At 74.1% G+C, this 13,662-nt stretch carries 13 protein-coding genes; 4 read left to right on the forward strand and 9 right to left on the reverse strand.

Features of this window, described 5'->3' with window-relative positions; all coding sequences use genetic code 11:
- Window positions 1–12: 12 nt before the first annotated feature.
- Window positions 13–1,371 carry a replication-associated recombination protein A gene (locus tag D1781_RS11130; RefSeq protein WP_119482356.1) on the reverse strand — a complete coding sequence of 453 codons (1,359 nt, stop codon included), beginning with the start codon at window positions 1,369–1,371 and terminating at the stop codon, window positions 13–15.
- A gap of 109 nt (window positions 1,372–1,480) precedes the next feature.
- Between D1781_RS11130 and D1781_RS18125 the strand changes: the two genes are divergently transcribed.
- The 3 genes from D1781_RS18125 to D1781_RS11145 all read left to right on the forward strand — a co-directional run bounded on the left by D1781_RS18125 (window position 1,481) and on the right by D1781_RS11145 (window position 4,234).
- Entirely contained in the window at window positions 1,481–2,281 is an 801-nt protein-coding gene (locus D1781_RS18125) for a peptidylprolyl isomerase (protein ID WP_325048821.1), read from the forward strand.
- A 154-nt stretch (window positions 2,282–2,435) separates the two neighbouring features.
- Window positions 2,436–3,614 carry a DUF349 domain-containing protein gene (locus D1781_RS11140; RefSeq protein WP_119483209.1) on the forward strand — a complete coding sequence of 393 codons (1,179 nt, stop codon included), beginning with the start codon at window positions 2,436–2,438 and terminating at the stop codon, window positions 3,612–3,614.
- Window positions 3,615–3,694: 80 nt separating this feature from the next.
- The gene (locus D1781_RS11145; protein ID WP_119482357.1) at window positions 3,695–4,234 is read left to right on the forward strand and encodes a hypothetical protein; all 540 of its coding nucleotides are present in this window, start codon (window positions 3,695–3,697) and stop codon (window positions 4,232–4,234) included.
- 28 nt (window positions 4,235–4,262) lie between these two features.
- Here the strand turns inward: D1781_RS11145 and D1781_RS11150 are convergent, their stop codons facing one another.
- The 7 genes from D1781_RS11150 to D1781_RS11180 form a co-directional block, all read right to left on the reverse strand.
- On the reverse strand, window positions 4,263–6,482 hold the full coding sequence (locus D1781_RS11150; protein ID WP_119483211.1) for a RelA/SpoT family protein: 2,220 nt from the start codon (window positions 6,480–6,482) through the stop codon (window positions 4,263–4,265).
- Between the two features lie 97 nt (window positions 6,483–6,579).
- Entirely contained in the window at window positions 6,580–7,614 is a 1,035-nt protein-coding gene (gene secF, locus D1781_RS11155) for a protein translocase subunit SecF (RefSeq protein WP_119482358.1), read from the reverse strand.
- Window positions 7,614–9,320, reverse strand: coding sequence for a protein translocase subunit SecD (secD, locus tag D1781_RS11160; protein WP_119482359.1), 1,707 nt, complete (start codon window positions 9,318–9,320; stop codon window positions 7,614–7,616). The genes secF and secD overlap by 1 nt, the downstream gene beginning before the upstream one ends.
- Before the next feature lie 100 nt (window positions 9,321–9,420).
- Window positions 9,421–9,840, reverse strand: coding sequence for a preprotein translocase subunit YajC (gene yajC / locus D1781_RS11165; protein ID WP_119482360.1), 420 nt, complete (start codon window positions 9,838–9,840; stop codon window positions 9,421–9,423).
- A 115-nt stretch (window positions 9,841–9,955) separates the two neighbouring features.
- Window positions 9,956–10,981: a Holliday junction branch migration DNA helicase RuvB gene (gene ruvB, locus D1781_RS11170; protein WP_119482361.1), complete on the reverse strand. Its 1,026-nt coding sequence runs from the start codon at window positions 10,979–10,981 to the stop codon at window positions 9,956–9,958.
- Entirely contained in the window at window positions 10,978–11,574 is a 597-nt protein-coding gene (ruvA, locus tag D1781_RS11175) for a Holliday junction branch migration protein RuvA (protein WP_119483213.1), read from the reverse strand. Before ruvA ends, ruvB begins: the two co-directional genes overlap by 4 nt.
- 84 nt (window positions 11,575–11,658) lie before the next feature.
- Window positions 11,659–11,949, reverse strand: coding sequence for a hypothetical protein (locus D1781_RS11180; RefSeq protein ID WP_147392081.1), 291 nt, complete (start codon window positions 11,947–11,949; stop codon window positions 11,659–11,661).
- Window positions 11,950–12,036: 87 nt separating this feature from the next.
- On the opposite strand from D1781_RS11180, the gene D1781_RS17585 reads away from it, so the two are divergent.
- Window positions 12,037–13,182 (forward strand): hypothetical protein, encoded by a 1,146-nt coding sequence (locus D1781_RS17585; protein WP_158590074.1) that lies wholly within the window; start codon window positions 12,037–12,039, stop codon window positions 13,180–13,182.
- Here D1781_RS17585 and D1781_RS11190 read toward each other — a convergent pair.
- A complete protein-coding gene (locus D1781_RS11190) occupies window positions 13,179–13,646 on the reverse strand; it encodes a hypothetical protein (RefSeq protein ID WP_119482363.1) in 468 nt (155 codons plus the stop codon). The genes D1781_RS17585 and D1781_RS11190 overlap by 4 nt on opposite strands.
- Window positions 13,647–13,662: the final 16 nt, after the last annotated feature.

Below are 13,662 nucleotides of genomic sequence, written 5' to 3' on the forward strand. Positions count from 1 at the left end.
GACCGCCGCCGCTCAGTCCTCCGCAGCCGCCGGGTCGACACCGCGGACGCGCCTGCGGAGACGCTCGACGCGGGCCGCGGTCTCGCGCTCGAAGCCGTTGCCGGTCGGCACGTAGTAGTCCCGGCCGACCAGCTCGTCGGGCGGGTACTGCTGCTCGACCACACCGTGCTCGCCGTCGTGCGCGTAGCGGTAGCCCTTGCCGTGCCCGAGCCGCTTCGCGCCCGGGTAGTGGGCGTCGCGGAGGTGCATCGGCACCCGCCCGATCCGGCCGGCGCGCACGTCCGCGAGCGCCGCGTCGATCGCGGCGTAGGCGGCGTTCGACTTCGGCGCGAGGGCGAGGTAGACGACCGCCTCGGCGAGCGGGATCCGCCCCTCCGGCATCCCGATGAGCTGCACGGCGTCGGCCGCGGCGATCGCCATCGGCAGCGCCTGCGGGTCGGCCATGCCGATGTCCTCCGCGGCGAGCACGATGATCCGCCGCGCGATGAAGCGCGGGTCCTCCCCCGCCTCGATCATCCTGGCGAGGTAGTGCACGGCCGCGTCGACGTCGCTGCCCCGCACGCTCTTGATGAACGCGCTGATGACGTCGTAGTGCTCGTCGCCGTCGCGGTCGTACCGCAGCAGCGCCCGGTCGACCGCGGTCGCCACCAGCTCCTCGGTGATCAGGGGCGGCTCCTCCGCCGCGTCGTCGGTCTCCCCCGGCTCCGCCAGGGTGGCCGACGCCTCGAGCGCGGTCAGCGCGCGGCGGGCGTCGCCGGAGGCGAGCCGGACGAGCGCGGCCCGCGCCTCGGGCGCGAGCCGGAAGCGGCCGGCGAGCCCGCGGGGGTCCTCCACGGCGCGGTCGACCAGCACGCCGAGGTCCTCCTCGGTGAGCGGCTGCAGCGTGAGCAGGAGGGAGCGGGACAGCAGCGGCGCGATCACGGAGAACGACGGGTTCTCGGTCGTCGCCGCGATCAGCGTGACCCAGCCGTTCTCGACGCCCGGGAGGAGCGCGTCCTGCTGCGCCTTCGAGAACCGGTGGATCTCGTCGAGGAACAGCACGGTCGACAGCCCGTACAGGTCGGCCTGCTCCCGGGCCTTCTCCATGACCGCCCGGACGTCGCGGACGCCGGCCGTGACGGCGGACAGCTCGACGAACCGGCGCCCGGAGCTCGCCGCGACGGCCTGCGCCAGCGTGGTCTTCCCCGTGCCCGGCGGGCCCCACAGGATCACGGAGACGGCGCCGCTCGTGCCGTCCGGCGACGCGAGCCGACGCAGCGGCGAGCCGGGGCGCAGCAGGTGCGCCTGGCCCGCGACGTCGTCGAGCGACGTGGGGCGCATCCGCACGGCCAGCGGCACGGGGCCCTGGCGCAGCGCGGTCCGCACCTCCATGGGCAGAACCCTATGCAGCGCCTCGGACAGCGGCGTGCGGGGCGGGGCGGCCTCCCGCGCCTCTTCTACGATCGGAGCCGCTCGGAGGGCCGGGCGCGGAGGGAGCGGCGTGGCGAATCGGAGCGCGCGGGACCGCGAGGCGCGGGAGGCGCGTCGGCGGGCCCGCTCCTACTCGGTCCGGCAGGAGGTCCACGCGGAGCGCGGGCGCCGCCGCCGCAGGGACGACGTGATCGCCGCGATCGTCTTCGTGGTCGTCGTCGGCGTCGCCGCGGCGGCTCAGGTCGGCTACTTCACCACGGGCCCCGGCGCGGCGGCGCCGTCGAGGTCGGCGAGCGCGAGCGCCTCCCCCACCCCCGAGCCGACGCGCACGCTCCCGCGGAAGGCGGCCGCGGAGGACCGCACCTGGACCGGCACGATGACCCTGAACGCGACGAAGCTGACGATCTCGCTGGACGGGAAGAAGGCGCCGCAGGCGGTCGCGAACTTCGTCGGCCTGACGGACAGCGGCTTCTACGCCGGTCTCACCTGCCACCGGCTCACCACGAAGGGCCTCTACGTCCTCCAGTGCGGCGACCCGGACGGCGACGGCACCGGCGGCCCCGGCTACACGTTCGGCCCGCTCGAGAACGCGCCGAAGGCGACCGTCACGAAGGGCTCGACGGAGTACGGCGTCTACCCGGCCGGCACCATCGCGATGGCCCGCGGCACCGCGACGGACAGCCAGGGCAGCCAGTTCTTCATCGTCTACGGCGACAGCGAGCTGCCCGCCCCCGGCTACACCGTCTTCGGGAAGGTGACGGGCGGGCTGTCCGGCCTGAAGACGGCGATCACGTCGAAGGGCGTCTCGGGCGGCGGCACCGACGGGGCGCCGAAGGTGCCCGTGTCCCTCGGCGCCATCGAGGTGAGGTGACCGCGGGGTCGCCGGTCGAGTCCGTGCAGTACCCTCAGGCACCGAGGTGAGCGCTGTGACCACGCCCGAGACCGAGACGGCGGCCGAGGTGGCCGACGCTTCGACGACCCCCGCACCGACGCACCCCTGGGGCCGCGTCGACGAGCACGGCGTCGTGTTCGTCCGCGACCGCGACGAGGACCGCCAGGTCGGCGAGTACCCCGACGCGACGCCGGACGAGGCGATCGCCTACTACGAGCGGAAGTACCAGGACCTGGCGAGCCAGGTCGCCCTGCTGGAGCAGCGCGCCCGCCGCGGCGCGCCCCCGGCCGAGGTCGCGCGCGCCGTGCAGCGGCTCGCGACGACGCTCGAGGCGCCCGCCGCCGTCGGCGACCTGCAGGCGCTCCGCGACCGGGTCGCCGCGCTGTCCGGCACCGTCGAGGACCTCTCCGCCCAGCGCTCCGAGGAGCACAAGGCGCAGGTCGAGCAGGCCCGGGCGGACCGGGTCGCGATCGTCGAGGAGATCGAGGCGCTCGCGTCCCGCGACCCCGCCACCGTGCAGTGGAAGGCGACGAGCCAGTCCGTCGACGGCCTGTTCGCGCGCTGGCAGGACGCGCAGCGCACGGGCGCCCGGCTCCCGAAGACCGAGGCGAACGACCTCTGGAAGCGGTTCCGCGACGCCCGCTCCTCCATCGACGGGCAGCGCCGGGCGTACTTCTCCGAGCTCGAGGCGACGCAGGGCGCCGCGCGCGAGGAGAAGGAGCGGATCGTCGCCCGCGCCGAGGCCCTCGCGGGCGGCGGCGGCGACGCGATCGGCGCGTACCGCGGCCTGCTCGACGAGTGGAAGCGCGCGGGTCGGGCCGGCAAGCGGGTCGACGACGCGCTCTGGGCGCGGTTCCGCGCGGCCGGGGACGCGATCTACGCGGCGAAGGCCGAGGAGCAGGCGCAGCAGGACGCCGAGTACGGCGGCAACCTCGAGGCGAAGCTCGCCCTGCTGACGGAGGCCGAGCCGCTGCTCCAGGTCACCGACGCGCAGTCGGCCCGCAGCCGCCTGACGTCGATCCAGCGCCGCTGGGACGCCGCCGGCCGCGTGCCGCGCGACCAGGTGCGCCACGTCGAGGACCGGCTCCGCAAGGTCGAGCAGCACGTCGCGTCGCTCGAGCAGGAGCACTGGCGTCGGACCAACCCCGAGACGAAGGCCCGCTCCGAGGGCCTCGCGTCGCAGCTGAACGCGGCGATCGCGAAGCTCGAGGCCGAGCTCGAGGACGCGAGGGCGTCCGGCGACGCGAAGCGGGTCAAGGACGCGGAGGACGCCCTGAACGCGCGCCGCATCTGGCTCGACGCGATCGGCTGACGGCTCCTCCCCCGACCCGGTTCTCCACAGGACCCGGCCGCGGCGCCCGACACCGTCCGCGGCCGGGGAACACTCGTCGCGTGCGACTGGCCCCTGCCCTCGACCACGACGACTTCCCGGAGGCGGAGCGGTCGGTGCTGCTGCTCGACGGCGAGTGCCGCCCGCTCGGCCTGACCGTGGTGCCCGTGGACGAGCCCGACGGGCCCGGGATCCGCGCCGCCTCGCTCGCGGCCGCCACGGCGCGCTACGACCTCGTCGTGGAGCGCGAGGCCGCGGCCTGGGTGCACGGCGTCGTCCCGGACCTGCCCCGTCCCCTGACGCTCGCCGTCGACCTCGGGCGGTCCCGCCGCACGAAGCTCGTGACTCCCCCGCCCCGCGAGGCGCGGTTCCGGTCGGACGACCTCGTGCTGCTCGGCGGCGTCCGCGTCACGACGCCGCTGCGGACCGCGTTCGACCTGGTGCGGCTCGACCCGGGCGAGGAGGCCTCGTCGACCGCGGCGGCGCTGCTCGCGGTCGCCGGGCTCGCACCCGCGGTCGCCGCGGCGCTCGCCCAGCTGCACCCCGGCTCGCCGGGCAAGCAGCAGGCGATCGACCGCCTCGCCGCGCTCCCGACGGCTTGACCGGGCAGGGCTGCCGGGGCGGGACGGGTCAGCCCGCGGAGACCCGGTAGACGTCGTAGACGGCCTCGATGCGCCGCACCGCGTTCAGCACGCGGTCGAGGTGCGTGGTGTCGCCCATCTCGAACAGGAACCGGCTGAGCGCCAGGCGGTCGGAGGAGGTGGAGACCGTCGCGGACAGGATGTTCACGTGGTGCTCCGACAGCACGCGCGTCACGTCGGACAGCAGGCCGGACCGGTCGAGCGCCTCGACCTGGATCTGCACGAGGAACACGCTCTTCGAGGTCGGCGCCCACTCGACCTCGAGCATCCGCTCGGGCTCGCGCTTCAGCGACGTGATGTTGTTGCAGTCGGAACGGTGCACCGAGACGCCCGAGCCGCGGGTCACGAAGCCGAGGATGTCGTCGCCCGGCACCGGCGTGCAGCACTTCGCGAGCTTCACCAGGATGTCGGGCGCGCCGCGGACGAGGACGCCCGAGTCGCTCGACCGGATCGCGCGCTGGCGCCCGGTGGTCGGCGCCTCGAACTCCGGCTCGTCCGCCTCCTGCGTGTCCTGCACCTGCGCGAGCACGCGCTCGATGACGGACTGCGTCGAGACGTGGCCCTCGCCGATCGCCGCGTACAGCGCGGAGACGTCCTCGTAGCGCATCGACGTCGCGATGCCCACGAGCACGTCCTGGCTCATCAGCTTCGTGAGCGGCAGGTTCTGCTTCCGCATCGCGCGGGCGATGGCGTCCTTGCCCTGCTCGATCGCCTCGTCGCGGCGCTCCTTGGTGAACCACTGCCGGATCTTCGTCCGGGCGCGGGGGCTGCGGACGAACTGCAGCCAGTCCTTCGAGGGGCCGGAGTCCGGGTTCTTCGAGGTGAAGACCTCGACCACGTCGCCGGAGGCGAGCTGGGACTCGAGCGGCACGAGCCGGCCGTTCACCTTCGCGCCCATGGTGCGGTGGCCGACGTCGGTGTGCACGGCGTAGGCGAAGTCGACCGGGGTGGCGCCGGACGGCAGGCCGATCACCTTCCCCTTCGGGGTGAAGACGTAGACCTCCTTCGCCCCGATCTCGAAGCGCAGGCCCTCGAGGAACTCCTGCGGGTCGGCGGTCTCGCTCTCCCAGTCCGAGAGATGCGCGAGCCACGCCATGTCCTCGTCGCCCGTCGTCATCGGGCCGGTGGAGCGGCCCGCGACCTGCTCCTTGTACTTCCAGTGCGCGGCGACGCCGAACTCCGCCCGCTGGTGCATCTCGTGCGTGCGGATCTGGATCTCGACCGAGCGGCCCTCGGGACCCAGCACCGTCGTGTGGAGCGACTGGTACAGGTTGAACTTCGGGGTCGCGATGTAGTCCTTGAAGCGGCCCGGCACCGGGGTCCACCGCGCGTGGATGGAGCCGAGCACGGCGTAGCAGTCGCGCACCGAGTCGACGAGCACGCGGATGCCGGTGAGGTCGTAGATCTCGTCGAACTCGCGGCCGCGGACGATCATCTTCTGGTAGATCGAGTAGTACTGCTTCGGCCGGCCGACGACCTTGCCGCGGATGCGGGCGGCCTTCAGGTCGTCCGTCACCTGGTCGATGACCTGCGCGACGAACTCCTCGCGCTGCGGCGTGCGCCGGCGCACGAGCGACTCGATCTCGAGGTACAGCTTCGGGTACAGCACCGCGAAGGAGAGGTCCTCGAGCTCGAGCTTGATCGTCTGGATGCCGAGGCGGTGCGCGAGCGGCGCGTAGATCTCGAGCGTCTCCTTCGCCTTGCGCTGCGCGCTCTCCGCGGGCACGAAGCCCCAGGTACGCGCGTTGTGCAGGCGGTCGGCCAGCTTGATGATGAGGACCCGGAGGTCCTTCGACATCGCGATGACCATCTTCCGCACGGTCTCCGCCTGCGCGGAGTCGCCGTACTTCAGCTTGTCGAGCTTCGTGACGCCGTCGACGAGCAGCGCGACCTCGTCGCCGAAGTCCGCCCGCAGCTCGTCGAGCGTGTAGTCCGTGTCCTCGACCGTGTCGTGCAGCAGCGCGGCGGCGACGCCGCGCGGACCGATGCCGAGCTCGGCCAGGATCTGCGACACCGCGACGGGGTGCGTGATGTACGGCTCGCCGCTCTTCCGCTTCTGCCCGCGGTGCGCGCGCTCGGCGGCGGCGTAGGCCCGCTCGATGACCGCGGTGTCGGCCTTCGGGTGGTGCTGCCGGACCGTGCGGATCAGCGAGTCGACGGCGTCGACCGGCTGGGCGCGCGAGAACAGGCGCGGCACGCGTCGCCGCATCGACGCGGTGGTCGTCGCGGCGTCCCGCGTCTCCGTCACTCGCCACCTCCTGGTCCGTGGAGGCTAACAGCGCGCGGGGGCGCGGACTTCCCCCCGCTCAGGCCTGCGCCCTCGCGGTCAGGGCGCGCCGCGTCTGCAGCTTGATCGCCGGCTCGTTCGCGCGCAGGTCGGTGTAGAGCGGCGCGGCCACGAAGATCGTCGAGTACGTGCCGACGATGATGCCGATGAAGAGCGCGAGCGCGATGTCGCGCAGCGTCCCGGCACCGAGCAGCGTCGTGCCGATGAACAGGATCGACGCGATCGGTAGCAGGCCCACGATGGACGTGTTGATCGACCGCACGAGGGTCTGGTTCACCGCGAGGTTCACGGTCTCCGCGAACGTGCGGGACGACTTCTCGCTCATCGCCGCCGTGTTCTCGCGGATCTTGTCGAAGACCACGACCGTGTCGTACAGCGAGTACCCGAGGATCGTGAGGAAGCCGATGACCGCGGCGGGCGTGATCTCGAAGCCGATGATGCCGTAGATCCCCGCGGTGATGATCAGGTCGTGGCCGAGCGAGACGAGGCCCGCGACCGACATCTTCCAGGTGCGGAAGTACACCGCCATCACGACCGCGACCAGCACGAGGAAGATCACGAGGCCGCGGATCGCGCCCGCCGAGATGTCCGCGCCCCAGGTCGGGCCGACGAACGAGGACGAGACGCCGCGATCGGCGTCGCCGGGTACCGGCACGTCGTAGGCGCGGCCGAGCGCGGCGGCGACACGGTCGGTGTTCGCCGTTGAGCCCGCCTCGTCGAGCTGCGTCGTCTGCACGCGCAGCTGGTTCCCGCCGACGACCGCGACCTGCGGCTGAACCTCGGTCCCCGTGACGGACTGGACGGTGCGGATCGCGAGGTCCTGGTCCTGCACCTTCGACGAGCCGGACACCGTGAACTGCGAGCCGCCGGTGAACTCGATGCCGAACCGGAAGCCGTGCCCGACGATCGGCAGCACGAGCAGCGGCAGCACGAGTGACAGCACGACCGCGAGGCCCGAGACGAGGTACCAGACGCGGCGCCGCTTGATGAAGTCGATCGACCGCGCCCCGGTGTAGAGGTCGTTGCCGAACCGCGTGAGTCCTCCGCCGGCCATCAGTCGCCCTTCCGCTCGCGCTCGAGCTCCGCGGCCTTGCGCTCCGCGATGGTCTGCCGGCGCTGCGCCTCGCCGATGCTGCGCCCGGTGCGGCCCTCGGGCACCGGTGCGCGGAACTGGCCGCGGCCCCGGTACACGGCGCCGAGCGCGCGCGGGTCGAGGCCGGAGAACCGGTGGCCCTCGGCGAAGAACGGCCGGCGCGCGAGCAGCTGCAGGATCGGGTGGCTGAACAGCACCACGACCAGCACGTCGATGAGCGTCGAGAGGCCGAGCGTGAGCGCGAAGCCCTGCACGTCGCCGACCGCGAGCGCGAACAGCACCGCGGCGGCCAGGAAGTTCACCGCGTCGGACGCCAGCACGGTGCGCCGCGCACGCCGCCAGCCCTGCTCGACCGCGCCCTCGAGGCCGCGGCCCTCCCGCAGCTCGTCGCGGATGCGCTCGAAGTAGACGATGAACGAGTCGGCCGTGACGCCGATCGACACGATGATGCCGGTGACGCCCGCGAGCGAGAGGCGGTAGCCCTCCCGCCACGACAGGAAGTCGAGGACGATGAAGGTCAGCACGGCCGAGATGCCGAGGCTCGCGAGGATCACGGAGCCGAGCAGCCGGTACTGGTAGATCGCGTAGGCGAACACCAGGATCAGGCCGATGAGGCCGGCGAGCAGGCCCGCCTGCAGCTGCGACGAGCCGAGCGTGGCCGAGATCGTGTTCTGGCTCTGCACCGTGAAGTTGACCGGCAGGGCGCCGAACTTCAGCTGGTCGGCGAGCTGCTTGGCGCTCTGCTCGGTGAACGAGCCGGAGATCTGCGCCTTGCCGTTGGTGATCGCGGCGTTCATCGTCGGCGCCGAGATGACCTTGCCGTCGAGCAGGATCGCGAACTGGTTCTGCACGCCCTGGAGCGCGACGAGCCGCTCGGAGATCTGCGCGAACTGGCGCGTGCCCGTGCCGTTGAACGTGAGGTTGACCACCCACTCGCCGGTGGTGGCGCCCTGGCTCGTCTGGGCGAGCCCGGCGGTCGCACCGGAGATGTTCGTGCCGGGCACCTCGACCGGGCCGAGCAGGTACTTCTGCGTGTTCGTGTCGTCGCAGGTGACGAGCGGCACGGTCGCCTTCACCTTCGCCGGCTCGTTGTCCGCGGCGCAGCGGTAGTTCTCGAACTCGTTCGCCAGGAACGGCGTGACCTGCGCGAGGTCGCTGCCGTTGGACGGCTTCGCGCTCGGGGTGTTCGCGAGCGAGGCCGGCGGCGTGTACGGCGCGTCGGAGGAGCCGGCCGACTCGGTCGCCGCCGCGTCGGTGGTCAGCACGGGACGGAAGTCCATCCGCGCCGCCTCGCGCACGGCGTTGATCGTCGCCTGCGACGGGCGCCCGGGCAGCGAGACGTTGATGAAGCGGCCGCCCTGCGTCGAGATCTGCGCGTCTGGGCTGCCGCCCGCGGCGGCGCGCTGCCGGATGATCGTCACCGACTGCGCGAGCTGGTCGGACGTCGGGTTCCCGCCGCCCTCCGTGGTCGCGGCCAGGATGATCTGCGTCCCGCCCTCGAGGTCGAGGCCGAGCTTCGGCAGCAGGGACTGCGCCTTGACGGCGAACGTGTTCCCCGGTGCCGCGAGCACCCCCACGAAGTTCAGGGCGACGCCGGCGAGGATGATCACCACCAGGCCGATGAGCGCGCGCCGGGCATGGCGCTGCGGGGTCACGGTGCTCGGCACGGAGGCCTTTCGGGTCAGGGTGTGCTGCGGGCGCCGGGGACTCGGGTCCCCTGCGGCGCGGCCCGCTGCTCAGGGAACGCGGGCCGAGCCATGGTACGGGCTACTCGCCCGCACCCTTCGAGGCGCTCCCGCCGGTGCGTCGCGCGGTCTCGTCGGCGTCCGTCGTCGTCGACGGCTCCACCCGCTCGCCGAAGGCCGGGTCCGCAGCCGCGTCGTCGAGCACGACCGGCTCGCCGTTCAGCTCGGTGCCGTCCTCCGCGACGGGCGTCACGATGCGCCCGATCGCCTGGCGGTGGATCGTGAGGTGCGAGCCCGGGTGGGTCTCGATGACGACCTTGTTCTCCTCCTCGTCGAAGGAGACGATGCGGCCGAAGATGCCGGACGCCGTCATGATCTCCGCGCCCGGCTTGAGGCCCGTGTTCATGGCCGCTGCGTCGCGCTGACGCTTGCGGCCGTTGCGGAACATCAGCGCGATGATCACGATGATCACGACGCCGAAGAAGATCAGCTGCAGGTCCATGCGGAGGCCTTTCGGGGCGGAGCGCCCGGGTCGGTGCGGCTGCCGCGCACCCGCCTCGAGCGGGCCGGCACGGCGCCGCGACGGGGTCGATCCCCGCCCGATGCTCAGCCCGGGATCATACCGGCTCGTCGAACAGCGACGGCGCGCCCGGGGCGGCCGGCGCCTTGCCCGCGCGGCGCCAGGCGGCCGCGGTGGCGACCCGTCCGCGGGGCGTCCGCGACAGCAGCCCCATGCGCACGAGGAAGGGCTCGACGACCGACGCGATCGTGTCCTGCTCCTCCCCCACGCTCGCGGCGAGCGTGCTGAGGCCGACCGGGCCGCCGTCGAAGCGGTCGATGATCGCGTTCAGCACCGCGCGGTCGAGACGGTCGAGGCCGTCCTCATCGACGTCGTACAGGTCGAGGGCGGCCTGGACGGCGTCGTGGTCGGCGATCCCGCCGTGCACGAGCGCCCAGTCGCGCACGCGCCGCAGGAGGCGGTTCGCGATGCGCGGCGTGCCCCGGCTGCGGCCGGCGATCTCGCGGAGCGCCGGCGGCTGCACGGCCAGGTCGAGCATCGTCGCGGCCCGCAGCAGCACCTGCTCGAGCTCGTGCGTCTCGTAGAACTCGAGGTTCGCGGTGAAGCCGAACCGGTCGCGGAGGGGGTTCGGCAGCAGGCCGGACCGGGTCGTCGCGCCGACCAGGGTGAACGGCGAGAGGTCGAGCGGGATCGACGTCGCGCCGGCGCCCTTGCCGACCATGATGTCGATGCGGAAGTCCTCCATCGCGAGGTAGAGCATCTCCTCGGCGCTGCGGGCCATGCGGTGGATCTCGTCGATGAACAGGACCTCGCCCGGCGTGAGCGACGACAGCACCGCCGCGAGGTCGCCGGCGTGCTGGATCGCGGGCCCGCTCGACATGCGCAGCGGCCGGCCGGACTCCTCCGCGACGATCATCGCGAGGGTCGTCTTCCCGAGCCCGGGCGGCCCCGCGAGCAGGATGTGGTCCGGGGTGCGGTTCTGCATCGCGGCGGCCTGCAGCAGCACCTGCAGCTGCTTGCGCACGTTCGGCTGGCCGACGAACTCGCTCAGCGACTTCGGGCGGAGGGCGCCCTCGAAGGCGAGCTCCGCCTCCGACTGCGGCACCGGGTCGATCGCGCTCACCGGACGGCCTGCGGGCCGAGCGCGGCGAGCGCGGCGCGGAGGAGGACCGCGGTCTGCCGCTCGTCGGGGCGCTCCGCGAGCACGTCGTCGAGCGCGGCCTGCGCGGCGCGCTCCTGGTAGCCGAGCCCGACGAGCGCGATGAGCACGTCGGCGCCCCGGACCGCGGGCTTCGCGACCGGCGCGGCGGTGCGCACGGCGATGAGCTTGCCGGTCAGCGACACGACGATGAGCTTCGCGGTCTTGGGCCCGATGCCCGACACCCGACGGAATACCGCGTCGTCGTCGTTCGCGACCGCGGCCGCGATCTCCTCCGGCCCGAGCGCGGCGAGCACGCCCATCGCGGACTTCGGCCCCACGCCGGTGACGCCGCGCAGCAGGTCGAACACCCCGAGCCGCTCCCGGTCGGGGAAGCCGAAGAGGGACATGTCGTCCTCGCGCACCACCATCGCGGTGTGCACGAGCACCTCCTCGCCCGTCCGGACGGACAGCGCGTGGTCGGGGGTGACCGTCACGGCGTAGCCGACGCCGTGGACGTCGACGACGAGCGTCGTGCCGACCGCCTCGAGGACGGTGCCGCGGAGCGAGGCGATCATGCGGTCGAGGCTAGGCGAGGCCTCCGACGGCGACGCGCCGAACCGCGGGCGCCGCTCGAACACGGCTTCGAGCGGTGGGGGGCATCACGCGACGAGCGGCCAGCGCGTGCCGTTCTGCCGGCGGAGGGCCACCTCGAGGATCTCCGCGTGCGCCCCGGCGCTCTGCGCCGCGACCGGGGCGATCTGCTTGGCGATCTCGTCGTCGACGGCCTCGAAGCGGACCGTCGCCTCCGCGCGGCCCTGGCGCACGCCGACCGACTTCGCCTCGACCGTCGTCAGCGCGCCGACCGCGTTCGCGGCGGCGGGCAGCACGGCCTGCGCGTTCCCGCCGGGGTGGACGCGGCCCACCGTGAGGACGACCCGATACGACGGCATGACGAACACCTCCGAGAACGGCGCCCCGCGCGCCGTCCTCCCATTCTGCGACCGCACAATGGACGGGCTGTGCGGAGGGGGTCCGACATGAGCGGGATGTTCGACGACGGCCGACGGGAGGCCGGAGCGCGCGACGAGCGCGCTGCACGCGCCGTGCGCGCGGCGGCGGAGGTCGCCGACCAGGTGGCGGCGCTGCACGCGCGCGGCCGCGTCCACGGCGCGGTGCGGCCGGAGGCGGTCCTGACCGACGAGGACGGCCGTGCGCTGCTGATCGGCGCGGTCGAGCCGGCGGGCGGCCTCGCCGCGCCGTCGGCTCAGCGTCGCGCGGACCTCGACGGCGTCGGCCGCGTGCTGGCGACCGAGCTCGGCTGGGCGCCGGGAGCCCCGCTGCCGGACGCGGTGCGGTCAATCGTCGCGCGCGCCGCCGCCGACGAGGCGCCGGCGTCCGCCCTCGCGGACGCCCTGCACCGCCTCGTGCGGGACCCGGCGTCCGTCCCCGGCCTGCTGCCGCCCGAGCCGCCGCGCCCGCGGCCCGCCCTCGCGGCGCCCGGCCTGCTCGACTCGATCGTGCCGCGGGCCGACCGCCGCACCACCGGCGTCGCCGCCGGCCTCGTCGCGGCCGTCGCCGTGGTCGGCGCCGCGCTCCTGCTCGTCGGCACCCCGGGCAGCACCGTGCCGCCGCAGGCGGAGGCGGCGCCCGTCGCGCCGTCGGCCGCACCGCGTGAGGACCTCGCGGCGGCGCCGCCCGCCCTCGACGAGGCGGAACCGCCGGCCTCCGCGAAGCGGATCCTCCAGACCGACGCGGCGCGGACGAGCACGGTGAGCCTGCGGGTCGACACGGCGGGCGCCGGGGTGCAGCGCTCCGTGCAGGCCGCCCGACCGGTGACCGGCACGACCGCCCCGAGGGCGACCGGCACGCCCGCGCGCCCCGCGCCCCCGGCCACCTCGGCCCCGGCGGTGTCCTCGCCGCCCGCCTCCGCTTCCCCGAGCACGCCCGCGACGCCGCCGTCGAGCGAGCCGAGCGCGCCCGCCGAGCCGAGCAGCCCGGGGCAGCCGACCGCTCCCGCGCAGCCCAGTGCACCCGCCCAGCCGAGCGCACCGGCCCAGCCGAGCGCCCCCGCGCAGCCCAGTGCGCCCGCGCAGCCCGGTGCATCGGCGAAGCCCGGCACGACGACGAAGCCGGTCGGTCCGGCACAGGCCGGCGCGCCCGCCGCGGCGGCGGCGCAGGGCTAGGCGCAGGCGCCCGTCTGGTCGATGCGACCGGAGGCGCACGCGACGCGGTGCCAGCGCCCGTCCGCCGGGTCGGCGGTGGCGTCCTCGAAGATGAGGACGCCGCGGATGCCGGGACCGGCGCGGTAGTAGCGGACGACCGGGTCGCCCTCCGCGGTCGACGACTCGACGACGAGCTCGCGGCCCTCGTCACCCGCGCCGGCGAGGCACGCGATGCGAGCGGCGGGGATGGGGTCGTCCGCGCCGAGGACGACGTGCCCGCAGGAGGCGTACGGCGGGCGGTCGAGGAAGGAGCGGGGCGCGTCCTCGGCCGAGCCGGACCGCGCGTCGACGCTCGCGGAGCGGACCCCCTCCCCCGGCGCCGCGGCGGGCACGGCGAAGCGGACGACGGCGAAGGTCGCGCCGGCGACGATCGCGACGGCGACGACCAGACCGAGCGCGAGCAGCGCACGACGGACGACGGGCATCCGCGCAGCGTACGGC

The organism is Amnibacterium setariae (assembly GCF_003581425.1).
Lineage (GTDB): Bacteria > Actinomycetota > Actinomycetes > Actinomycetales > Microbacteriaceae > Amnibacterium > Amnibacterium setariae.